The 23,558-nt window shown below is 55.0% G+C and carries 17 protein-coding genes; 11 read left to right on the forward strand and 6 right to left on the reverse strand.

Annotation, left to right across the window (positions count from 1 at the left end; all coding sequences use genetic code 11):
• Positions 1–115 precede the first annotated feature (115 nt).
• On the forward strand, positions 116–1,645 hold the full coding sequence (gene zwf, locus G6R38_RS04285; protein ID WP_166820418.1) for a glucose-6-phosphate dehydrogenase: 1,530 nt from the start codon (positions 116–118) through the stop codon (positions 1,643–1,645).
• 52 nt (positions 1,646–1,697) lie between these two features.
• Here zwf and G6R38_RS04290 read toward each other — a convergent pair whose 3' ends face one another.
• On the reverse strand, positions 1,698–2,222 hold the full coding sequence (locus G6R38_RS04290) for an NUDIX hydrolase (protein WP_166820419.1): 525 nt from the start codon (positions 2,220–2,222) through the stop codon (positions 1,698–1,700).
• 90 nt (positions 2,223–2,312) lie between these two features.
• On the opposite strand from G6R38_RS04290, the gene G6R38_RS04295 reads away from it, so the two are divergent.
• The 5 genes from G6R38_RS04295 to G6R38_RS04315 all read left to right on the forward strand — a co-directional run bounded on the left by G6R38_RS04295 (position 2,313) and on the right by G6R38_RS04315 (position 10,031).
• A complete protein-coding gene (locus G6R38_RS04295; RefSeq protein ID WP_166820420.1) occupies positions 2,313–3,167 on the forward strand; it encodes a ThuA domain-containing protein in 855 nt (284 codons plus the stop codon).
• A gap of 116 nt (positions 3,168–3,283) precedes the next feature.
• On the forward strand, positions 3,284–4,858 hold the full coding sequence (gene gltX / locus G6R38_RS04300; protein WP_166820421.1) for a glutamate--tRNA ligase: 1,575 nt from the start codon (positions 3,284–3,286) through the stop codon (positions 4,856–4,858).
• A 99-nt stretch (positions 4,859–4,957) separates the two neighbouring features.
• The gene (locus G6R38_RS04305; protein ID WP_166820422.1) at positions 4,958–7,906 is read left to right on the forward strand and encodes a PVC-type heme-binding CxxCH protein; all 2,949 of its coding nucleotides are present in this window, start codon (positions 4,958–4,960) and stop codon (positions 7,904–7,906) included.
• 287 nt (positions 7,907–8,193) lie between these two features.
• Positions 8,194–9,381 (forward strand): hypothetical protein, encoded by a 1,188-nt coding sequence (locus G6R38_RS04310; RefSeq protein WP_166820423.1) that lies wholly within the window; start codon positions 8,194–8,196, stop codon positions 9,379–9,381.
• 35 nt (positions 9,382–9,416) lie between these two features.
• Positions 9,417–10,031: a DUF456 domain-containing protein gene (locus tag G6R38_RS04315; RefSeq protein ID WP_166820424.1), complete on the forward strand. Its 615-nt coding sequence runs from the start codon at positions 9,417–9,419 to the stop codon at positions 10,029–10,031.
• Here the strand turns inward: G6R38_RS04315 and G6R38_RS04320 are convergent.
• Both G6R38_RS04320 and G6R38_RS04325 read right to left on the reverse strand, forming a co-directional pair.
• Positions 10,026–10,640, reverse strand: coding sequence for an SMI1/KNR4 family protein (locus tag G6R38_RS04320; RefSeq protein ID WP_166820425.1), 615 nt, complete (start codon positions 10,638–10,640; stop codon positions 10,026–10,028). The genes G6R38_RS04315 and G6R38_RS04320 overlap by 6 nt on opposite strands.
• A 132-nt stretch (positions 10,641–10,772) precedes the next feature.
• Positions 10,773–12,143 carry a Gfo/Idh/MocA family protein gene (locus tag G6R38_RS04325; RefSeq protein WP_166820426.1) on the reverse strand — a complete coding sequence of 457 codons (1,371 nt, stop codon included), beginning with the start codon at positions 12,141–12,143 and terminating at the stop codon, positions 10,773–10,775.
• 242 nt (positions 12,144–12,385) lie between these two features.
• Between G6R38_RS04325 and G6R38_RS04330 the strand changes: the two genes are divergently transcribed.
• From G6R38_RS04330 to G6R38_RS04340, 3 genes are all read left to right on the forward strand, one after another.
• Positions 12,386–14,395, forward strand: a complete 2,010-nt coding sequence (locus G6R38_RS04330; protein WP_166820427.1) for a M20/M25/M40 family metallo-hydrolase — start codon at positions 12,386–12,388, stop codon at positions 14,393–14,395.
• 15 nt (positions 14,396–14,410) lie between these two features.
• On the forward strand, positions 14,411–16,798 hold the full coding sequence (locus G6R38_RS04335) for a BatA domain-containing protein (protein WP_166820428.1): 2,388 nt from the start codon (positions 14,411–14,413) through the stop codon (positions 16,796–16,798).
• Between the two features lie 149 nt (positions 16,799–16,947).
• Positions 16,948–18,396: a serine/threonine-protein kinase gene (locus G6R38_RS04340; protein ID WP_166820429.1), complete on the forward strand. Its 1,449-nt coding sequence runs from the start codon at positions 16,948–16,950 to the stop codon at positions 18,394–18,396.
• A gap of 13 nt (positions 18,397–18,409) precedes the next feature.
• Here G6R38_RS04340 and G6R38_RS04345 read toward each other — a convergent pair whose 3' ends face one another.
• Positions 18,410–19,933, reverse strand: a complete 1,524-nt coding sequence (locus tag G6R38_RS04345) for a DUF1570 domain-containing protein (RefSeq protein ID WP_166820430.1) — start codon at positions 19,931–19,933, stop codon at positions 18,410–18,412.
• A 111-nt stretch (positions 19,934–20,044) separates the two neighbouring features.
• Here G6R38_RS04345 and G6R38_RS04350 point away from each other — a divergent pair, with 111 nt between their 5' ends.
• Positions 20,045–20,860: a sugar phosphate isomerase/epimerase family protein gene (locus tag G6R38_RS04350; RefSeq protein WP_166820431.1), complete on the forward strand. Its 816-nt coding sequence runs from the start codon at positions 20,045–20,047 to the stop codon at positions 20,858–20,860.
• 10 nt (positions 20,861–20,870) lie between these two features.
• Here the strand turns inward: G6R38_RS04350 and G6R38_RS04355 are convergent, their stop codons facing one another.
• Positions 20,871–21,458 (reverse strand): hydrolase, encoded by a 588-nt coding sequence (locus G6R38_RS04355; protein ID WP_240928062.1) that lies wholly within the window; start codon positions 21,456–21,458, stop codon positions 20,871–20,873.
• A gap of 282 nt (positions 21,459–21,740) precedes the next feature.
• Between G6R38_RS04355 and G6R38_RS04360 the strand changes: the two genes are divergently transcribed.
• On the forward strand, positions 21,741–22,802 hold the full coding sequence (locus G6R38_RS04360) for an acyl-CoA desaturase (protein WP_166820432.1): 1,062 nt from the start codon (positions 21,741–21,743) through the stop codon (positions 22,800–22,802).
• Between the two features lie 138 nt (positions 22,803–22,940).
• Here the strand turns inward: G6R38_RS04360 and G6R38_RS04365 are convergent, their stop codons facing one another.
• Positions 22,941–23,441: a hypothetical protein gene (locus G6R38_RS04365; protein WP_166820433.1), complete on the reverse strand. Its 501-nt coding sequence runs from the start codon at positions 23,439–23,441 to the stop codon at positions 22,941–22,943.
• Between the last annotated feature and the right edge of the window lie 117 nt (positions 23,442–23,558).

The raw sequence follows: 23,558 nt of genomic DNA on the forward strand, positions 1-23,558 counted from the left end.
CGAAAAACCGACGCAATGAGTCTCCATCTTGACGCACTCTGCTTGGGCTGGCAATCCGACACGAGAGTCGCGAGAATACCGTCGCCTTCTATGATTTTTCCCGAGAGAATTGACCATGTCCGACGATCGTCAAGCCGCCACAATTCTGATCTTCGGTGCCACCGGAGATTTGACGGCTCGTAAACTCTTGCCTGCTCTCTATGAATTGTGGAGCGCTGGGTATTTGTCAGATCGGTGTCCGATCGTGGGGGTCGCTCGGCGGGATAAATCCGACGACGATTTCCGCAGCGATATGCAGGCAGCCATCCGCGATGCGCGCGATGACTATAGCGATGAAAATTGGGACAAATTCGCCAGCCGACTGTTCTATCAACGCACCGACTTGAAAGACCCCGAAGATTTTCGTCGGCTGCGTCAACGGGTGGAATCGCTCGAAGAAGAAACCGACACACGCGGAAAGCGGCTTGTCTATTTGGCCACCGCACCTTCGCTGTTCGTGCCGTCCGTCGAAGCCCTGAGCGATGCCGGCATGATCCCCAATGCCGACGATGAGCAGGTTCTGCGGGTCGTTATCGAAAAGCCATTCGGGCACGATTTGGAGTCGGCTCGTGAAATGAGCACGGAACTCGGTCGACTGCTCCGAGAAGATCAGATTTACCGCATCGACCACTATCTCGGCAAAGATACCGTCCAGAACATTTTGATGTTCCGCTTCGGCAATTCGATCTTCGAACCGCTGATGAACCGTAACCACGTCGATCACGTGCAAATCACGGTGGCGGAGTCACAGGGGATGGAACACGGTCGCGGAGGATATTACGACCACGCCGGTGCCCTGCGAGACGTGTTGCAAAACCATGCGTTGCAACTTCTTTGCCTCACCGCTATGGAACCGCCGGGGCAATTCCTGCAAGAACACATCCGGGACGAGAAAGTTAAAGTCCTCGAGGCACTCGAAGCCCCATCGAAAAACATCGACGACTGGGCCGTTGCGGGGCAGTACACCGAAAACACGATCGGCGGCGAAACCTTGCTTGGCTATCGTCAAGAAGACCGCGTCGATGAGAACTCGAACCGCGATACGTACGTTGGAATGGAAGTTCACATCGACAACTGGAGGTGGTCCGGTGTGCCGTTTTATCTGCGAACCGGCAAACGGATGACGAAACGCGTCACTGAAATTGCGGTCCAATTCAAGTTACCGCCCCAGCACCTCTTTCAAACCGTGGAGTGTGAAGGTGACATCTGCGATGTTGTCGGCACACAGCCGAATGCGTTGGTGTTCCGTATTCAACCGAAGGAAGCGATTTCGCTGAAGTTCTCCACCAAACGTCCCGGCATGCAATATCAAGTTCACCCGGCGAACATGGAATTTTGCTACGAAGACGCATTCAGCAACCGAATGCCTGAGGCGTACGAGCGGTTATTGCTCGACGTCTTGCGAGGCGATTCGACGTTGTTCACTCGTAGTGACGAACTCGAAGCGGCTTGGAAATTTGTCACACCGGTTCTCGACCACTGGGAACAGGACAACTTTGAACCGAATTTCTACCCCGCCGGAACTTGGGGACCGAAAGCCTCCGACGAACTCCTCGCCAAAACCGGCCGCCACTGGCGACGCCCACAAGAATCCGGACCGGCTTGATTCTGTAAACGAGTGTCACGTCCATTGAAGTCGCCGACGACCTTGATCCGGTCTAGTTCACCGTCTTGGCGAAATACAAGCCGGTGTAGACTTTGGGATCGATATACCGGCCTTTTGCTCGGCGTTTGAGCCAGTTATCGATATCATCGAGCGGGACTTCGTGGATTTCGATGTCTTCGGAACCGTCTCCGCCGCCGTCTTCGACTTTCGTCAAACCGGTCGCTAGATAAAAGGTGACGACTTCCGTCGACAGCCCCGCCGACGGTGGTCCCTCGGTGACTTTCTTCATGCGACGGGCTTTGTAGCCGGTCTCTTCGAGCAGTTCTCGTTTGGCCGCCAACGCGGGTGTTTCCGAACCGGGCTGGTCCCCGACCAGACCGGCCGGAATCTCAACCACCCGTTTGCCGACCGGTGCCCGGAATTGCTCGATGAGGACGATCTTTCCGTCGTCAGTGACAGGAATCATCGCCACGATCCCCGTGACGCCCACACGGTCGACGTATTCCCAGCCGCTCTCGCGTAGCAATCGCAGGTATTTGCCGTGGGCTTGAAAATCAATTGCGGAATCGGAATTCATGGTGGTTGGCTTCGTTGGTTTGAGTCGGTGGGCTCGTTATCATGTCAACGTCGTCACCCCGAGTATAGATCAATCGAAAAAGGGAAATCCATGTTCCATCGTCGCTCATTGTTGGCCGTTGCGTTGGCTACTGTGCTGGGGTTGCCGCTGTCTTCATCCGCTGCGGAAAAACCAGCTCGCGTGCTATTTTTGACGCAAAGCAAGGGCTTCGTACACGGTTCGGTGAAACGCAAAGGGCAGGAGTTGTCGCCGTCCGAAATCGCGATGAAACAACTCGGCCAGCAAACGGGGTTGTTCACGCTGGATGCCACTCAAGACGCCGCTACGGACTTCACGCCGGAGAACCTAAAGAAATACGACATCGTGATGCTCTACACCACCGGCGAGCTTCCCATCAGCGACGAAGCGAAAGAGTATTTTCTGAACGATTGGTTGAAACAACCGGGACACGGCGTGATCGGTTTTCACTCCGCGACCGACACCTACCGCAACGACAAACCCGAACACGCCTGGTACCGCGAGTTGATTGGCGGCACATTCGCTGGGCATCCGTGGAACTCTCGGAACAATGTCACGATTGCCGTTCATGATCCCGAACATCCCGCCATGCAACCGTTCGGCGAGGAGTTTCAGATCCAGGACGAAATTTATCAGTACAAGAACTTCGTCCCGGAAAACGTGCACGTGCTGATGAGTTTAGATATGTCGAAATGCAAGCCGAGTAAACCGTATCATGTGCCGGTGGCGTGGTGTCGTGAGTGGGGCGAAGGCAAGATCTTCTACAATAATCTCGGCCACAACAACCAAACCTGGACCGACAAACGGTTTCTCAAATCGACCGAAAACGCGGTGAAGTGGGTGCTCGACCAAGTCGAAGGCGACGCCGACCCCAACCCCGAAGTCTCCGCCCAAGCCGAAGCGGATGCAAAAAAAGCCGCGAGTTAGAATTGTGTCGGTCAGGCTGTGCCTGACCGTTTCAAAAAATCCGCAACGAGTCGCGTCAGGCGCAGCCTGGCCGACTCACACGCCCACCGAGTGGTCCTTCAACTGACGATTTCACCATGACAACTGTTCGCACGCGATTCGCACCGTCTCCGACTGGCTACATGCACATTGGTGGCATGCGGACCGCTTTATTCAATTGGCTGTGGGCCAAAGCTAACGGCGGCCAATTTATTCTTCGCATCGACGACACCGACCAAAAACGCCACGTCGAATCCGCCTTGGAACCGATCTTCCAAGCCTTCCGTTGGCTCGACATGGATTGGGATGAAGGTCCGGAAGCCGGTGGGGAGTTTGGTCCGTATTTTCAATCGCAGCGGGGTGACTTGTACAAAGCCGCTGTGGAAAAATTGCTCGCCGACGGCCATGCCTTCCGTGACTACAACACGCCCGAGCAGAACGCTGAAGATCGGGAACTCGCCGACAAAGAAAAGCGTCCCCGACTCAACATCCGGCGGTCCCTTGATCTGACCGACGCTGAACGCGAACAGTATGAAGCGGAAGGTCGGAATCATGTGATTCGATTGTTGGTCCCGCGTGACGAGAAAATCAGTGTCGATGACCTCGTCCGTGGCCACGTCGAGTGGGATTTATCGATCATGTCGGACCCCGCCATCGCCCGCAGCGATGGATCGCCACTCTACAACTTGGCAACCGTCGTCGACGATGCTCAGATGAAAATCAGCCATGTGATCCGAGCCGAGGAACACCTTTCCAACACGCCCGCACAACTGCTGATTTACAAAGCACTCGGTGAAACACCGCCCACGTTTGCGCATATTCCGTTCGTGACTGCACCAGGAACGTCGAAGAAACTATCCAAGCGAGACATCGGCAAATATCGCAACAACCCGAAATTCAAAAAGCTCTTCGAAGCCGGCGACCGCGTGTTCCCCCGCTTAAATCTTCAAGACGTCAGTGACGAAACGCTCAACCCTGTGATGGTGCAGTACTACGAACAGATCGGCTACCTACCGGCCGGTTTGCTCAATGCGTTGGCTCAGCTAGGTTGGTCGTTCGATGACAAAACCGAGATACTCTCACGTGAGTTTTTGCTGGACAATTTCACGCTCGATAAGGTGATCAAAGCCCCGGCTGGCTTCGATCCCGATAAGCTTAACAGCTACCAATCCCACTGGATGCAAGAACTTCCCCGCGAGCGGAAAATCAACGGGTGTCTTCCGTACTTGCAACAAGCCGGATTGCTTGGCAAGGAACCAACCGACGAAGACCGTGAGTGGGTCGGGCAAGTGATCGACACGCTTGGAGAGCGTTTGACTCTCTTCAGCGATATCCTCAACGCGGATGACTTCTTCACCGCCGACGACGAACTGACTTTCGACGAAAAGTCGTTCAAGAAACGAATCCAGAAGCCGGACGACGCGGTCCCATTGCTTGCCGAGTTTCGCGAGGCATTGGCGAATGCGGAGTCGTTCGATGTCGACTCGCTCGACAAATTACTACACGACTTCTGCGAGCAAAAGGACATCAAGATCGGACAGATCATCCACGCCATCCGCATCGGTGCGACGGGAAAACCCAGCGGTCCAGGATTGTTCGAAAGCCTCGCCGTTCTGGGCCGAGAGCGGGTGCTCACGCGGATCGATCGTGCGTTGAAAAAAGCCCAAAGCTGACCGAAACTCCGCCGCGTGGGTTGGACAACGCATCGGCAAACGTGGATAATTCCGGAGTTGCGTTCATGAAGTCCTTCCATCTGTTGTGGAGTCAATTACATGGTCCGTTGGACGTTCGTCCTCGCGGGGATTTTGACGTGTGTTTGTGCTGATCGTCTTTCCGCTCAATCGGCAATGGTGAAGAGCCCGGTGCCGCCGAAGGAGTCGATTCAGCATCTCGAAGTGCATCCCAATGTGCATGTGGAGTTAGTCGCGTGTGAACCGCAGATCGTCGATCCGGTTGCGATCGCGTTCGACGCTTCCTCGGGGTTGTATGTCGTGCAGATGACGGACTACCCGAACGGTCCGGCCGATGGTGAAGCACCAAAGTCGAAGATTAAATATCTTCAAGACAAAGACGACGACGGCTTCTTCGAAACGGCTCACGTCTTCGCCGACGAATTGCTGTTTGCCAACGGCGTTTTGCCGTGGCGGGGCGGGGTGATCGTCACCATGGCTGGCGAAGTTGCCTACTTCAAAGACACCGACGGCGATCACAAAGCGGACGTGCGTGAAACATGGTTCACCGGCTTCGCCGAACAAAACCCCCAATTGCGGGCGAACCACCCGACGTTGGGAATCGACGGGTACGTTTACATCGCTAACGGTCTACGTGGCGGTGACGTGATCGCACGAAAAAAAGAATGGGCCAAAGACGCCAAACCAATTTCACTCAGCGGCCGCGACTTCCGTTTCGATCCACTGACCGGCGAATACGAAGCCGTCACCGGCATTGGCCAATTTGGACTGACATTCGATGACTACGGCCGACGATTTGTCTGTAGCAATCGAAACCCATGTAAACATCTCGTCTTCGAAGACCACTATCTGAAGAAGAATCCACAATTGGCGATTAGCCAAACCGCACACGATGTCTCACCAGCCGCCGAAAACAGTCGAGTCTATCCGAAGGTCAATGCCTGGACGACTTCCACCTTGCACTCCGGCCAATTCACCGCCGCCTGCGGGGTGACCGTTTACCGAGGAAGTGCATTGCCCCAATTCTACGGCAACTCGTTCACCTGCGAGCCGACCGGAAGTTTGGTGCACCGCGATGTTTGGTCGCCGATGGGGGCGACTTTCAACTCGACACCAGGACGCAAAGAAGTGGAATTTTTGGCAAGCAAGGATTCGTGGTTTCGCCCGGTCAATTTGGCTCACGGACCGGATGGTGCGTTGTACGTCTGCGATATGTACCGAGCTGTGATCGAACACCCACAGTTCATGCCCACGGAACTCAAAACGCGTCGCGATCTCACCAATGGCGACACTCGCGGTCGGATTTATCGGCTGACCAAAAAACCGATCACGACCGATGAAGAAGACAAACCCGTGACGAACCTCGCGGATTTCCCCTCTTCCAAACTGGTCCCGCTCCTCGATGCCAACACTTCGCAACGGGAAACCGCAGTGCGACTGCTCGTTGAGCGGCAAGACAAATCCATCATTCCCGCAGTGGCCAAACAGTTGAAAACCGCTCGCAAGCCAGCCGGCCGAGTCGCGGCACTCAGCGTGTTGCGGTCGTTGGGAGGGTTGGAGTCGAATCGCAATTTGGTTCTTTCGACGATCAAGTCGGACAAGGATCGCGTCGCCGAAATTGCGGTTCGTTTCACCGAAGAATGGCTGAGCGAATCCGATGCAGAGTTGCTGGGCGTCATTCGAGACCGTGCGAAAACAGCGGACCCGCGATTGCAATTTCAAATCGCGCTCAGCCTGAGTTACGCCGCGGACGATGCCAGCGACACCCTCGCAGAAATCGCGTTGAACAACCTTCGAGATGATTGGATCGGTTCCGCCGTTCTAATCGCCACGAAGAAACCTACGGAACTGCTAACGCGAATCACAAACTCTCCCCGCGTGGGCGATGCTGATGAATTCTTGTCTCAATTGGGTAACTACATTGGCCGTCGCAACCAACCCGCCGAGACCAAACAGGCGTTTGCAACCATCAGTGAATTGTCGGACGACAAATTGCTGGTGACGCAATTGCAATTCCTGAACGGACTCGCATCAGGATTGCGGAGTCGTGGGCAGCGATTGCCCAACGTCGTCAAAACACTCGACGAGCCACTTCAAGAACGCATCAACGCGATCGCTTCGCAGGCATTGGAACTCGCTGCCAATTCGGGAGCCACCGCGAGTGTTCGACAAGTCGCGATGGATTTCCTCGCGCAAGGGTTAGCGGATGCCGATGAAACGCTGTTCAAGCTGGCGACGTCTCGCGAACCGCAATCCATTCGGATGGCCGCAATCACCGTGTTGGGTCAACGCTCCAGTTCGCGGGTCGCGCAGTTATTGAAGTCAGGATTCGCTGAGCAAACTCCAACGCTACGAAGCAAAATCCTTGATGCCGCCATCACCGTCCCGACGGCCACAGAAGTCCTGTTGAGTCAAATGGAGGCCCAAAAAATTAAACCGGCGGAACTTTCTGTCTTTCAATCGCGACGTTTGACCTCACATCGGAATCCGGAAATCCGCAAAGCCTTCGCCAAGATCGTTCAGGCAGCAACCCCCGCAGACCGCAAGCAAGTTCTCAGTGATTACCAAACGGCGTTGTCACTCAAAGCAGACGCGGCTGCCGGACGAGAAGTGTTCGCGAAGAACTGTGCGACGTGCCATCGCATCGGCAAGATCGGCGTGAATGTCGCTCCCGACATCGCCGACTCTCGCACGAAAACTCCACAGTACTTACTGACAAACATTCTCGACCCCAACCGAGCCGTTGATAACAACTACTTCAGTTTCACAGTGCTGACCGTCGAAGGCCAAATCTACACCGGTTTGGTGGCGACCGAAACCGCGACGTCTGTCACCCTGAAGCAACCCGAAGGCAAAACGATCACGCTGTTGCGTAGCGACATCGAGCAGATGAAATCCGACGGCGTTTCTCTGATGCCAGTCGGTTTGGAGAAAAACATTACGCCACAACAGATGGCGAACCTCATCAGCTTCATCAAGAATTGGCGTTACCTCGATGGGGATATTCCCATCGACCTGCCAGGTGAATAGCCCCAGTGGCAGACGGTCCACACGTAACCGAACGTTACAAACTTCGTGACATTGCGAACGACTCGGTCAATTTGCCGAGTCGTCGCATCCATTTCATTCGCTGCAAGCAGTTCGACGGCTGAACTCACCTTGCAGTTTTCTAGAGCGGTGTTTCCACCGCCAGTTCCCCAACGCCTGACGGGAATCGCGAAAAACCATCTGGTCGACCAACACGACGACCGATAGGATGAGTAAAAAGAGCGGTCTCGCATCGCCATTCGCGCTCCGTTTACCGCGTTAGGAACTGCATGATTCATTCGCGACGATTGATCCGCTTCGCTCACCTGGGTTCCCTTTGCGGCCTCATCCTCTGCGGAACGGCCACCGCATGGGGGCAGCTTTACACCGTCAAACCGTATCGCGGTCGGCAACCGAAATCAGTCACACCCCCATCGCGCCCAACCAGCACGACGCGAGTCACCAACACCATACGTGGCACAAGGACTCCGCAAACGGTTGTCTCGGTGGAACTCCTCATGGAAGCACCGGGCACGAGTTACGAAGCTCAACGTTGGGCATCACAGCTGAGCAAACTCGGGTATTCGCCTCAGGTTCGCACGAGACGATCCGTCGACGAGCCTGGTGTCTCTGAACGGAATGTGCGGGGTGTTCGTAAAGTTGATGTCGTTGCCGTCTTGGATCGCCGGGGGCGTGTCGTTTTACCGAGTGCCGCGTTTACGCTCGACAATCTCAACGAGTTTCGCAGCTATCTCGATGAACTCAAGAAATACGGCCAACAAGGCGATCCGAAGGGCCAACCACTTTGGGGTTTGACCAAGACGCAGTTCGGGACCATCTTCGGCACGCTGAGTCTGGAAGTCGAGCAAGAGTTGAAAAATCTGCCGCTTGAGACGGCGCTCGGACGACTGAACCTTCCGGAAGACATCCCAGTTCAAATCTCAAAATCGGCTCGAGCGTGGCTACGACTCCAAGGTCAAGACAAGACCACGGTCGCACAATCGGTGGCTGGTTTTTCGCATGGAACGGCACTCGCGATCATGTTGCGAGAGCAAAACCTTGGTTTCCGTCCGCGTCGCACGCCCAGCGGAGAGCTGGAACTCGTCGTAGAACCACTCAACTCTGATGCCAAACTTTGGCCGGTCGGTTGGGAGCCGAAAAACGCCCCCATCGAGACCGCACCGATATTGTTCAAACTCCTGCCGGTGAATCTTCAGGATGTCGGATTGATGGATCTCCTGGCGACCATCGAAGCCAAGACGAACATCCCAATGCGGTTGGACCTCGACGGCATCGCCAGACAACGAATTGACCTCGATGAGATTCGTGTCGATCACCCATCCCGTACAACATCGTGGAGCTTGCTGATCCGGCGAGTCACTGCGAAAAGCGGTCTTGTTCGCGAGCTGAAAATCGACGAAGGTGGCCGACCATTCATTTGGATCACCCCCATGAAACACGGCCCCGTCGGACAGTGATTCCTTCCTCAACTCTTTAATAGAATTTGTACTCAATGGTCTATCTATGGGCCGTACTACTGCTCGTCGCGAATCTTATTGCATGGGTTTCGACGGCGTTCGGGCTGCCGGGAAATTGGCTGATTGTCCTGTTCACGGCTCTTTATGCGTATCTCCAACCTGTCGGGCAGACACCACATGTGAGTTGGACGGTCGTCATCGCCATTCTCATCTTGGCGGCAATCGGCGAGATCGTTGAATTTCTAGCCGGTGCCGCCGGAGCCGCGAAGCAGGGTGGCAGCCGACGCGGCATCATTTTCTCCATCGTTGGAACGATCGTCGGCAGTATCCTCGGCGCGACGGTCGGCATTCCAATTCCCGTGATCGGCCCCATCATCGGAGCCGTCGGCGGCGGTGCAGGCGGAGCATTCGCCGGGGCGTATCTTGGAGAATCCTCGCTGGAGCGAACGACCACCGAACGCCTCGCCATCGGCAAAGGAGCCATGATCGGCCGTCTGCTCGGCACGGCCAGCAAACTCATCGTCGGCGTCGTGATGGTGATCGCGGTGGGCTTTGATTCGTTTCTCGACTTGAAACAGCCACCGGAACCAGCTGCAAATATCGAACAGAACGAACACCCGTCGGTCGGCCTGTGCCTGAATGAGTCATGAATTGACTGAGTTCGGTTGCAGCTTGTTGACAAAGTCGCGAAACGAATCCGCGATGGAGACGAGGAATGAGTCCCAGTTGACGTTCAAAAACTCGTCATCATCCCCAAACTGCTGATCGAAAGGCAACGACTCCCACTCGAAATAGGCAGTCATTGCGTTGTGCGATTCCCAAAGCACGACCTTTGGGATCGTGGGTTGGTCACGATAGTCAAAACAGAACAGATCGACATAGCCACGGTCAAGACACATACCGGTTTCCGTGGCGGCGAACGGCACGATATCCGAGAACAGCGCTACATAGGTATTGCCGTCGGTATTCATCACCGAGTCAATCGACTTGACGACACGCTCATCGGTACCAGTTCGCTCGAAGTGCGGACGAAAGTCGCCTTCAAGTTTCGATTGTTCATCCAGCAATGTGAGGAACTCAGCGACTCGATAAGTTTGACCGTTGACCTTCACCGTGCCAATTGCCGGTTGCCCACCGTGACACGTCGCCATGCAAGCGAGGAAATCAGGATCGAGCGGGTAGCGTTTCGATAACTCCGCAACGACGCGATCATCAATCGGCCCGGCCAATGTGGATGGATCACACGCTAAATTATGCATAGATTTGTACCCCTAGTATCCGCAGGGTGCGTCGTGACGCACCATGATTCCGCGCGGTATTGCGGTGCGTCTTGACGCACCCTACGGATAATGGGCCTGATGCTCATAGCAATTTGTCAGGTACAGCCCAATCTACTGATTCGAATGTGGATGTTTCCACGGTTCGCGGTACGGTCGCTGCAACAGTTTCGTCGCTTCCTCATCGCCGATGACGATGTGTTGTTCCGGGTCGAACACTAACGATCGACCTAACTGCATCGAGCGGTTCGCGAGGATGCAACTGGCGGCGGAGATGTGGCCTTGTTCGATGTCGGCGACGGGGTTTGTGCGGTTGTCGATGGCGGTGAGGAAGTCACGCATGTGGCCACGGATAGCGGAGGCGACGTGTTGTTCGAGCCGGATGAGTTTTTTGTCCGGTCCGTCGAGCGGGTATTTGTCGAGTTCGATCACCGCATCCCCGTGGAGTTTCTTGCCGGGGCCGTGGGGAGTGAAGTCGTAGCGATTGACACTCAACTTTAGCGTGCCCTTAGTGCCGTAGAGGGTGGCTCCCCAGGGGTATTCCGGATCGGGCGGATTGCCCCAACTGCGGTGCGTCCAGAGGATGTCGAAATCGTCGTACTCGAAGATCGCGTTTTGCGTATCGGGAATGTTCGCGATTGACTTTTCATCGACGAGAATCCCGCCGCTGGAAGCGATACGCTTTGGCCAGCCAAGTTCGAGCATCCACCGCACCATGTCGAGCATATGCACACACATGTCGCCCATGATGCCGTTGCCGTATTCCCAGAATGCCCGCCAACTCCGCGGATGAGTCAAACTCGTATAAGGTCGCATCGGTGCGGGGCCCGTCCACATGTCATAATCGAACCACTCCGGCGGTTGCGTGGCGGGCGGATTCGCTTTGGCTCGCATGTGGTAGTAACAATAGGTCTCGACCTGAGCGATATCGCCGAGCAGTCCTTCATTGATGACGCGGTCGCGGGCTTCGATCAGATGTGGCGTGCTGCGACGTTGCATGCCGACTTGCACGATGCGTTTGTGTTTCCGAGCGGCATCGACCATCGCTTTGCCTTCCAGAACATCCACGCTGATCGGCTTTTGCACCCAGACATCCGCCCCCGATTTGGCCGCTGCAATCATCGGCAACGCATGCCAGTGATCGGGCGTGTCGATGAGGACGATATCCATCTCCTGATCGGCAAGCATCTTTCGATAGTCGCCGTAGAGTTTTGGAGTCTTTTGGGATTCTTGTCGCGAGGCAATCAGATCGCCCGCTTCCTTCAGCATCTTCTGATCGACATCACACAACGCGACGACTTCAACGGGTTCGATCTGCATGAGACGTGTGAGATCGCACTTGCCATACCATCCGGTGCCGATCAACCCGACACGGCGACGCGACGATGCGGGAGCGGCAAAGGCACCACTCGTTAACCATGCCCCCGGCAATGCGGTCGCGGTCAATCCGAGGGCGGCGCTTTTCAAAATGTCTCTGCGATTCATCGGCTGATCCTTTGCGAGCGGTTGGCGTCAGATGGGATCACATTCTAACACCGATTTCCGTCTCCCGCGATTCCATGAATGAGTTTCCAATGGTTGCGACTTCTTTGACTCCGGATACTGGTGTCACGAGGCGAACGCGCTTTACAATATTGGTTTATTGAATGGACTCCACCTTTCCGCCGAATCTCGTTGCCCAAGCAGAGATCGCTTGAGCACAACGAATATCGAGGAGAATTCCGCTGATGTCGCGAAATTGGTTTCGATTGCTGATTGGTCTGTGGGCGTGCTTGTGCGTCGGGCAGGGGGGACCATCCCCCGTCATCGCTGAGGAACTTTCCGCCACGCAAAAATCGCTGCTGGATGATCTGAAGTATCTCGCATCCGATGATCTGGACGGTCGCGGCGTGGGCACAGAGGGTTTGAACCAAGCCGCCGAGTTCGTCAAAAAGTCCTTCCAAGAAGCCGGGCTGAAAGTCGATGCCGTCAACGGCGATGCCTTCCAGACATTTGAGATCACGACCGGTTCCAAGCTCGGCCAACCAAACAAATTGACGCTTACCGGTCCGAATGACAAAACGATCGAACTCAAACTCGATGAAGATTTCGAAGTCTGTTCGTTTGGTGGTTCCGGCAAGTTCGATAAGCCACTAGTGTTTTGCGGCTATGGTATTGAGCATGAGAAATACAACGATTTCGACGGCGTTGAGCTAAAAGACGCGATCGCGATCATCATGCGACGCAACCCGCAACAGGGCAAGAAGGGCAGTCCATTTGCCGGTGTTCACGGCGGTGTGTCACGACATGCGGCGTTGTCGACGAAACTCAGCAACGCCTACCAACGTGGGGCGGCGGCGGTTTTGTTCGTGAACGATCCCTACAGCCGAGCGAGCGAATTGAGCAACCTCAAAGACCAACTTCAGAAAGCCCGCGCGAAACGAAAAGAACTCGCCCAAAAAATCGCGGAAGTCAGCCCCGACGACGAAGACGCTGCGAAGAAATTGAAGCAACAGCAAGTCGATACCCAAAAGCAAATTCGTGCAGTTCGGCAGCAGATTGACAAGTTCGATCCCGATCCGTTGATGGAGTTTGGTTACGGTGGCGATGGCAAAGACAAATCGATTCCAGTTGCCCATATCACGCAAGAGGTGGCGAACCGAGTATTGTCAGCCAGTCTCGGCAAAACACTCAGCGAGTTGGAAACCCAAATCGACGAAGACCTCAAACCGCAAAGTGCCATCCTGAAAGGTTGGAAGGCTGATGGAACGGTGACGGTCGAGCGAGTGAAATCGGAAATCAAAAACGTTATTGGAGTCTTGGAAGGCGAAGGACCGCTGAAAGACGAAACTATTGTGATTGGGGCTCATTACGATCACGTCGGCATGGGCGGCGCGGGTTCATTGGCTCCCGGCTCGAACGAAGTGCACAACGGAGCCGACGACAACGCCTCTGGCACGGTCGCTTTGTTGGAACTCGCCGAACGGCTGGCCAATCGTGAAGAAAAACCGAAACGGCGGTTGGTGTTCATCGCGTTCACAGCGGAAGAAATCGGACTCGTTGGTTCCGCACGTTACTGCAAAGAGCCGGTGTTCCCGCTTAAGAATACGATCGCGATGTTCAACATGGACATGGTTGGCAGGTTGCGGGACGATTCACTGACCATCTTCGGCACCGGAACCGCAAAACGATGGGAAAAGTTACTTGAACCGATCGGAAAAGATTCCGGCCTGAAGCTAACCTTCAAACCCGAGGGATTCGGCCCGAGCGATCAATCTTCATTCTATGCCAAGAAGATTCCGGTCTTGCACCTCTTTACAAACACACACCGCGATTATCACCGACCGAGCGACGATTGGGACAAGATCAACGTTTCCGGGATCGATCGCATTGTGGCGTTGCTGGAAAAGATCGTCGTCGCCACCGACAACGAGCCCGAACGCCCGGAATACGTGCAAGTCAAAGAAAAAGCGAACCCGATGCGGTCGGGGAATCGTCCGTATTTTGGCAGTATTCCGGACTTCGCGAACGAGATCGAAGGATATGCGTTGCAAGGTGTTTCACCGGGCAGCCCGGCGGATAAGGGTGGGCTGAAGGCTGGTGACGTGATCGTCGAGTTCGGTGATAGCAAGATCGGCGGACTTGACGATTTCGATCTCGCCTTGCGGAAGTTCAAAGCGGGCGAGCAAGTTGCCGTCGTTGTCATTCGGGATGGAAAACGCGTTAAGCTCAAAGTGACGCTCGCGACCCCCAAATAAAGGGCATGACAAACCTTGAATGGGTTGCATCTGATTTTCAACGAATCGATCCTCGGCCATTCCTCATTCGCAGTGTTCGCTCAAGCCGGATTTGCAAATTGGGGAATGCTCGGTTGGGCGGCGGTGGCGGGGTTGCCGGTGTTGATCCACCTGCTACATCGTCGCCGCTACAAGGTAACCGACTGGGCCGCCATGCAGTTTCTGCTGCAAGCGACGCGAAAACATTCGCGACGTATTCGACTGGAGCAGTTGCTGCTCTTGGCGATCCGAGTGTTGATTTTGCTTCTGTTAGTGACAGCACTCGCTCGACCGTATATGTCGGCGTTGGGGTCATTCTTTCAGAGTGATGCACCAACACACCGCATTGTCGTAGTCGATACGTCAATGAGTCTCGCCCATCAATCCAGTGAGCAAAGCCGATTCGAGCAGGCTCGCGAACTGGCACGAGAGGTGATTTCGTCAAGCCGTCAGGGCGACGCCTTGAACCTTGTGAGGATGGGAACGCTTCCGCCGACCGTCCTGGTTCAAAAACCGTCGTACCAAAAATCGCAAGTGCTCAGCGAAGTGGACAACCTGCGTCAAACTCATGAGGTTGCGGATGTCGTTACATCGCTGAGAGACGTAGAAACCCTGTTGGCCGAAGCCAGCGCCATCACGCAGAAAGAAGTCGTCTTCATCAGCGACTTCCAACAAACCTCTTGGCAACCAGAAGCGTCAGGTCGGCAGAGCCAAGTTGGTCGGACGCTCAAGCGACTCAGCGAACAAGCACGAGTCTTTTTTCTCCCGGTCGGCCAACCGGATGCCGCGAACTTGGCGATTTCCTCGTTTTCAATCGTCGATCCCTACGTCACCACCGGACGACCGGCGAACTTTCGCGTCACAGTGTCGAATCACTCGTTGAACTCTTCGGGTTCCCGATCGGTACAATTGGTCGTTAACGACCGAGTGGTGGCCAGCGAGCAAGTCGACATTGCCGCCGATGATAGTGCCACCGTCGACTTTGAAACGACCTTTGCTTCGGCCGGAGAATTTCGCGTGGAGGCACGTTTCGCGAATGAAGATGCTCTTAGTGTCGATGACCATCGGTTTCTCGCGGTCCCCGTGAAAGAGAAATTGAACGTCTTGCTGGTGAATGGTCGCCCCGCGGGACGACCTCGCGAAACGGCGACATTCTACTTACAGCAAGTGCTGCAATCGTCGCCGGAAACCGCGATCGGCATGAACGCCACAGCAACTCAAGTCATCGGAGATGGCGAGTTAGCCGCGGTTGATTTGAGCCGATACGACTGCGTTTTCCTCTGCGATGTCGCCTTGATCACCGAACAGGAAGCGACACTTCTTTCGCGATTTGTCGAAGCTGGCGGCGGTTTGGTGATTTGCCTTGGCGATCGGGTACAGGCGGCGAATTACAATCAAACGCTGTTTGCGGACGGGCAGGGCTTGCTGCCGGCAAAGCTTCTCGAAACCGCTGGCGGCACGGCGGAGGACGATCTTGATGCCATCTTTCAGTTTGATCCCATCGAACTGAAACATCCAATCGTCAATGCCTATCTCGGCAATCCGGGTACAGGATTGGAAGACACGATTGTGTTCAAGTATTTCCGCACCAGCATCGAAGACGGCATGCAAGTCGAGCGTGTTCTCAACTTCACGAATGGCGATGCAGCGTTGCTGGATCGAAAAGTGGGTTGGGGCCGTGTCATTCTCATCACGACCTCCGTTGACGACCGCTGGGGACTTTGGCCGGTTCAACCGAATACAAGTTTTCCGCCGATCATCAGCGAAACCGTGCGATACGTAGTTGCAGGGCGTTGGGCCGAACGCAATCGGCAAGTTGGCGAGCCACTCACACTGACGGGATACCGCTCCGATCGTTCGGCGATTGTCGTCGCTCCGGACCAAACCGAAGCCACCCTGCAAGCCAGTTCCTCGGAGAACGCCCTACAGTGGGACAACACGTCGCTTTCCGGGTTCTACGAGTTCCGGATCGCCTCGACGGATCGCGGAGCGGGCTGGTTCGCGGTTAATCCAGATCCGAGCGAAAGCCAACTCCACACGGTTTCGAAGTCCACGTTCGAGCAAGAGTTGCTTCCAGGAGCCAAATTCTCCTACCAACCAACATGGAAAGAAGCACCTCGTGTCAGCCAAGCTGATGACGATGGAAACGGCTTGATTCGCTGGCTACTCAGAGCCGTTCTCTGTTTGATTTTCGTGGAACAACTGATGGCGTGGCGATTTGGCTGGGGATTGGTGGCGTTGCTTGCGTGTATTGTGTGCACAGTTGTTCGGCAAGCCGTTTTCGGCCCATTGGCTTGGGGAACGGCTTTCGGATTGGTAGCAATCCTGATTATTCTGCGGGTTACTATGCGGTCGGGGAAAACGGGTTCGGTGACTTCGAACTAGGGTGGTCGGCTTACGCTTGAACACGACCGAGTCCGTGATACCATCGTCAATTATCGGGCCTATTCGTATTTGGTTTCGATTTCGGATACCGTCTCGTTTCAGAACGGTGGCCGATCGGTTTTTTTCCGGTGAAAGGTCTCTGTTCCTCCATGCCCATCACCACGATTGATCAACTCACGCACGATTTGATCCAAGCCCGTCTACTCACTCAGCAGCAGATCGATGACGCCCTGATCCAAGTTGGTTCCCGGTCGCAAACACCAGACGATCTGCTGAAGGTTCTCGAACAAACGGGTACCCTCACTTCGTACCAGACCGGACGGATTCGACAAGACGCCGCCGACGAGTTGGTGCTGGGCAATTACAAGATTATGTACCGGAACGCCTCGGGGAGTTTCGCGCGAGTGTTTCGAGCGAGTCGCCTTTCCGACGGCGAAACGTTCGCATTGAAGGTGCTTCGGAAACGCTGGGCGGACGACCCGACCATGGTGGCCCAATTCCAGCGTGAAGCGGAGATGTGCCAGAAACTCCGTCATCGCAACATCGTGCGGATTGACGAAATCGAAGCCGAACGGGGTTACCACTATTTTGTGATGGAGTTCGTTCAGGGTGGGAATCTCAAAGAGTTCCTGCAAATGCGGCGAAAGCTGTCCGCACTGGATGCCACACGTATCACCCTGGACGCCGCTCAAGGTTTGGCTTACGCAATCTCTCAAGGTGTCACCCACCGCGACATCAAGCTGACGAACATTCTGATGGGAATGGACGGCGTTGCGAAGCTTGTGGATTTCGGGCTGGGCGGCGACGACGAAAGCGGCGATTTCGAGAGTGAAGATAGTGAAGCCAACGCCCGGGCACTGGAATACGGAGCCATCGAAAAGTTGCCGGGGGCACGTCGGAACGATCCGCGCAGCGATCTGTTCTTTCTCGGGGCGGTCTACTACGAACTTCTCACCGGGCAACCGCCTTGGCCAGCGACGAAAAAGCCGGACGAGCGTCGCATGTCCACACGATACACGAACATCCGCCCTGTCCGGTCGATTGAACCGACGCTGCCGAATCGCGTTTGCGAAATTGTTGATCGGCTGTTACACCCCAGCGCCAGCCAACGGTATCAAACGGCCGCTGAAGTCTCCGCAGACTTGCGAAAAGCTCTCAATGAACTGGATGAAAGCAAACCTGCCAACAATAAAGCAACTTCCAACGGTCAACCGACAATTCTCTGCGTGGAAAACCGGGTAAAGCAGCAAGATGCGCTCCGCCAATATCTATCGAAACATGGCTATCGAGTCATGCTTGTCGGGGACGCCCAACGCGGAATTAGCCGACTCAACCAAAACCCGCCCGACTGCCTCATCCTGATGGGAGATTCCATCGGCAGCGAAATTGGCGAAGTCTTCCAGCAAGCCGTCTCCACCGCCAACGATCAATCAGTGTTCACCATCGCGGTTCTCTCGGAAAAACAGCAGAAGTTGGCGAAGAAACTCAAGTCGTTGGACCGAGCTCGCGTGCTCGTGCAGCCGCTCAAATTGCGAGATCTCCGGGCAACGATCGAGGAAGGCGTGAAGGCCAAAAAACAACCAAACCCGTTGGCATAAGACTTCATCTGGGTTACTCGGTGATTTCGCGGATGTTGACCAAGTAGTGTCCGGAATTGTCGCCGAGGCGATTCCATCGGTCATTCACGCGAAGGTAGATCGTACCATCGACCGGTGCCATAAAGGCCGCCTCATGGCCCATTGGGAGGGGGTGGAGCAGACGATCGGCCCGTCCTTGCAGTCCTGCTGTGTCGTCTCGAACGGCGAGTAGCAATTGTCCCAACGGGAGTCCATCGAAATAGTCGAAGGTGATTCCGCCGGGTTCACTGACCCATGGCTTGGGTTCTTGAGCCAAAGTCACTTGCCCGGAAGCCCGGATGTCGTAGGAAACACCGCGTTTGACTTCGACACCAGTCGCCTGCCAACCGCGATCGGCTCGAACCGGTATGCTTGCCTGTCCGGCCGTGGGAAGCGGCTCCGCAGGGGTTTCGACGACAGACGCCCGCGGCACATCATATCCCTCCATAAGGCCATTCACGAACAGTCCCCATCCCATCGTCATATCATCCACGTCGCTCTGAAACACCTTTTCGAATTGGTTTTGGAACTCCGGCCGAGACCTGGTTCGTCCAAGCTCCTGGAATCTCGCGAAGTATTCCGGATGATGATCCAACCAGTAGCACAATGCCCAGGACCAGGCGTACGCTTCGTTCTTCAAAAAGTCGTTCGGCGTCAGTTCGAGTACGTCACCAAGATTGAGATAAACTCCGTTCTCAATCGATTGCTGAATCAGGGGAATCCGTCCTAGCCCGGCGAAATCATCTTTGTTGTGTGGCATGACTCCAAAAACCGTTTTGCCATCGGCATCGACGGTATGAGTCGCAAAGTATTCCGCCATGCCTTCCATGTACCAAACCGGGGGCAACAGGTTGTTGTTCCGACGCACGGACATGAAACAGTGTGTGGCTTCGTGCAGCAGGAGATGACGACGGTAGTAATCGAATTCCTGCTCGTTCATCCAAAATTCCCGGTCCCGATGCCGACCATTCAAGAACTGCGGCAGATCGTCCGGCAACAGCCCCATTTGACGGAACAAGTCCCGATCTTTCATCAGATAGCCGGTCATTTGGAACGGTTGACCATCGCGGTCCGGGGGCAATGGTGAGAAATACCGCTCCCACTCGAGATACAATGCATCGACAAACGCCGGTAGTCGGCTGGCAATCTCGGCGGGAATGTCGGTGTAGAGTAGCAGATGCTTCGACTCGTATTGATGAATCCCGACCGAAGCTAATTCAGCGGCATCCCGCACGGGACGAGTGTCGGCACGCCGAAAATTTGTCGCGGCAACCGGTGGTGTCACGGGCTCAAACACGGGAGGCGTCGCCGGAGTAAGTTCTTGGGGCGGGACAACCGGCTCATATTGATCGTCCGATTCGACTGGGGTGTTCGGCGGACGAGTTTCGGATTGTACGGTCGAATTCGATGCTTCTGACCGCGATGGTTTGGCATCGCCACATCCGCTGATGATGATTCCCGAGGAAATCAAACACCAAACCAAACAGGTCGCCTGCGAAGTTCGTCGAAGCACTTTCATTCTGGCCTGTTCAAATTGCGTTGTCGGAATTGGCTGGGTACGCTGACGCGTGTCCGAACAGTATCATTCAGTGCGTTGCACGAACACTATTGTCGCTGATGGAAGCTCACCATGCCCGATTTTATCTACTCGCTCAACTCAAGTACGATTAAACCAACACCGATTCTTGAGAAAATCCGAATCGCCGGTGAGGTGGGCTACAAAGCGATTGAACTCTGGCACGATGATATTGATGCACACGTCCAGAACGGTGGCAGCTTGGCGGATATCCGGAAGGCATTGGGAGACCAAGGGTTATCGGTCCCCACGACCATTTTCCTCAAAGGGTGGTGGGATCGCAGTGGCGACGAGTACCGAATTGCGATGGATGAAATTCGCCGTCGCTTGGCACAGGCGGCCGAAGTCGGAGCCCCACACTCAATCGCCGGTCCACCGCATCACGATGTCAGCGACTTTGACTTTGGAGCGGAACAATACGCAAAGTTGCTGGCGGTCGGTCGCGAATTCGGTGTGAAACCGGTGATGGAATACCTGGGATTCGCCGACGAAGTCAACACCATCGAGGCTGCCATCGACATCATGGAACGCTGTGGCGATCCCGATGCCACCACGGTCGTCGATCCGTTTCACTGCTTTCGTGGGGGCGGGGGTGTCGAGGGAATTGCCAAACTTCGCCCGGAGCAAATTGCCGTTTCACACTTCAACGATGCCCCCGCAGATCCGCCACGCGAAACACAACGCGACCCGCATCGAGTCATGCCGGGCGACGGTTGCATCGATCTGAAACGATACTGCGATTTGCTCCGACAAATCGGTTATAACCGCTGTCTATCATTGGAGTTATTTCGCGAAGACCTTTGGCAGCAAGACCCGACCGAAGTCGCAAAGATCGGCCTTGAAAAGATGAAAGCGGCCGCCGAAGTGTGAATAACGCCTTCTATTCGGGCAAAGGTTCTCTCACGAGTTGGCTGATCTGCTTGAACGTATCCGTTCCGGCAACTTCGCACCACTCGAAAAGAACTGATTCGGTCGTCGTGATCACCGCACCGCCATCGCGAAGTCGCTTCAATGCCAGTTCGTGATGGGTGGTCGACCGACTACTGACGGCGTCAGCGACAATGAACACCCGTAGTCCGCGTTCCATCAGATCGAAAGCCGTTTGCAAAATGCAAATGTGCGTCTCGATGCCGGCAATCACTATTTGATCGCGGGTCTGTTCGTCATCTTCATTCAACGACCAAGGCAGTAACTCGGCTGCGCTGAAGCGAAGCTTGTCAGGTCGGTCCTCAAAGAAGTCGGCAAGCGGCGAGACGGTTGGTCCCAATCCCTTGGGATATTGTTCCGTCGCGACTGCGGGTACATCGAGAATCTTTGCCCCCGTGAGTAACCGGCGACATCCTTCGATGACCCGAGCGGCCCCAGAAATGTGGGGAACGAATTTCTCTTGGACGTCCACGATTAGCAAGCGGGAACGCCCCACGGACAAGAGTTCGTGGCTGCGGTGAAAATCAGTCGACTGGTTCATCGTGATTGGAATCCGAAAACGGTAGCGGGGAAAGTCGCTCAGTATGTCCCGTCATTGCGTGACCTGTCAAACCGCCAAAAACATCAAATGCAAACCATTATAGCAAAGCAGTTTACATCGTTGACAAAAGTTTGACAAAAGTTTGACGGCCACGAGACAGAACACGGTTTACATCCGCCTAAAATGCCGGGTACAACTTCACGTCGAACTCGCCGAGCACAATGTCGGCGTGTTTTTTGCCGCGAATCCTCCCAGAAGTCTTCAATCGAAGGTCATATTCTCATGTCAGATACAATTGTCCCGGAAACTCAAAATGAGTTGCCGCCGGAAACCGATGCCTCCGGTGTCGCAACACTCGAACTACCGAGCGAGTCGGTGCTGGATCAGACCGACGCTGATACGTCTTCGGATCGACCGTTGACGATCGCTGAAGAGCGACAGTTGATCATTGATTTTCATGATCCATCGAACTTGCGATGGAACAACCTCGATTGGATCACACTTGGTTGGACCGTGGTGATGCACGTAGGTGCGGTCGCTGCGTTGTTCAACTTCACGTGGCCAGCGTTTTTCGCCTTCTTGGTGCTGCACTGGCTGACCGCGAGCATCGGAATCTGCTTGGGCTACCACCGATATTTGTCACACCGATCGTTTAAGCTACGAACGCCGGGCAAGTTCTTTGCCATGCTATGCGGCACGTTGTCGGCGGAAGGGTCTCCGTTGGACTGGGCTTCGACTCACCGTTTGCATCACCAGAAATCCGACCAGAAGGGTGACCCTCACTCTCCGAACCAAGGAAACTGGTGGTCACACATTCTTTGGTTGTTCGCGAAGCCGCCAAAGGGTCACTGGGAACGAATGCACCGCATCTACACTCCCGAACTGGTGAATGACCCCATCCTCAGATTCTTCCAGAAGACCGAGTTCTTCTTGCTCGTTGGTAGTGGCGTGGTTCTGTACCTGATCGGTGGACTGCCGATGTTGTTGTGGGGTCTGTGCATGCGAATGGTGGTTGCGTACCACAGCACGTGGTTCGTCAACTCCGCAACCCACATCTGGGGCTACCGCAACTACGAAACCCGTGACCGATCTCGCAATCTTTGGTGGGTCGCTTTGCTGAGTTACGGCGAAGGTTGGCACAACAATCACCATGCTCACCCTTCAGTCGCCCCCGCCGGACACCGTTGGTGGGAAATCGACATGACTTGGATGGCTATCCGAACATGGCAGTTCTTCGGATTGGCTTACGACGTCAAAGACCAAATTCCGGATCGCGCGAGTCGCAAAGCGGGCATAGACGAAAACGATGCCCCAGCTGATCCCATCGCCGCGACCAGTGTGTGACATTGAATGAACAACTTCACAAAAAAACGCCTGCCGACATTGTCGGGCAGGCGTTTTTTTGTGGGCATCGTCAATTGTTTGATTCGCAATATCACCGCTCTGAACGGTCGAGCACGGCCTCCAAAGTCGGAGTCGGGTCTAGACAACGTCCAATCGGCCATCGGGATAGCAACGCATTGCCGGACCGGCGTCGGCGATGGGCAAACCGTGGACGGTCAAGCGGACGGATTCATCTCCAATCCAACCTTGCACTTCAATCACCGAGTTTTGCATCGACGGTGCAACTTGAGTTACGGAGTCCATGGGAAACGTCTTCCAAGCGACGCTGTCGATCCCGCTGAACAGTTCCTGTACTCCTTGCACATCGAACCGAAATGCTGCGGGACGTCGGGAGCCATCTTCCGGCCCGCCAACGTGTTCCACTAGTCCCAAGTAGACATCTACAGCCCAATTCGTTTCCGTCAGGCTGCATTGAAACCCAACGCGGGCCACATCATCCTCGGGGTCGAACAACTCCGCCGCATTCTCGACGAGATCAACCAACCAATCCGGGCGAATATCAACAGACTCTCGGGGGGAATTCTTGTAAGACTCCAGTTGTTTCAGCAAGTGTTGCACAGGCAAATGCGAATGACTCAACGGCGTTTTCTCCGAATCACAACGTGGGCTACGGCAATCGCCGCGGCGGGTTATAGAGCGGTTCTTATCTCATCGTTGGTGGTGTGTCGTAGAGATTGGTTCACACGACGGTGGACA

Origin of the sequence: Thalassoroseus pseudoceratinae, from assembly GCF_011634775.1 — a bacterium.
GTDB lineage: Bacteria > Planctomycetota > Planctomycetia > Planctomycetales > Planctomycetaceae > Thalassoroseus > Thalassoroseus pseudoceratinae.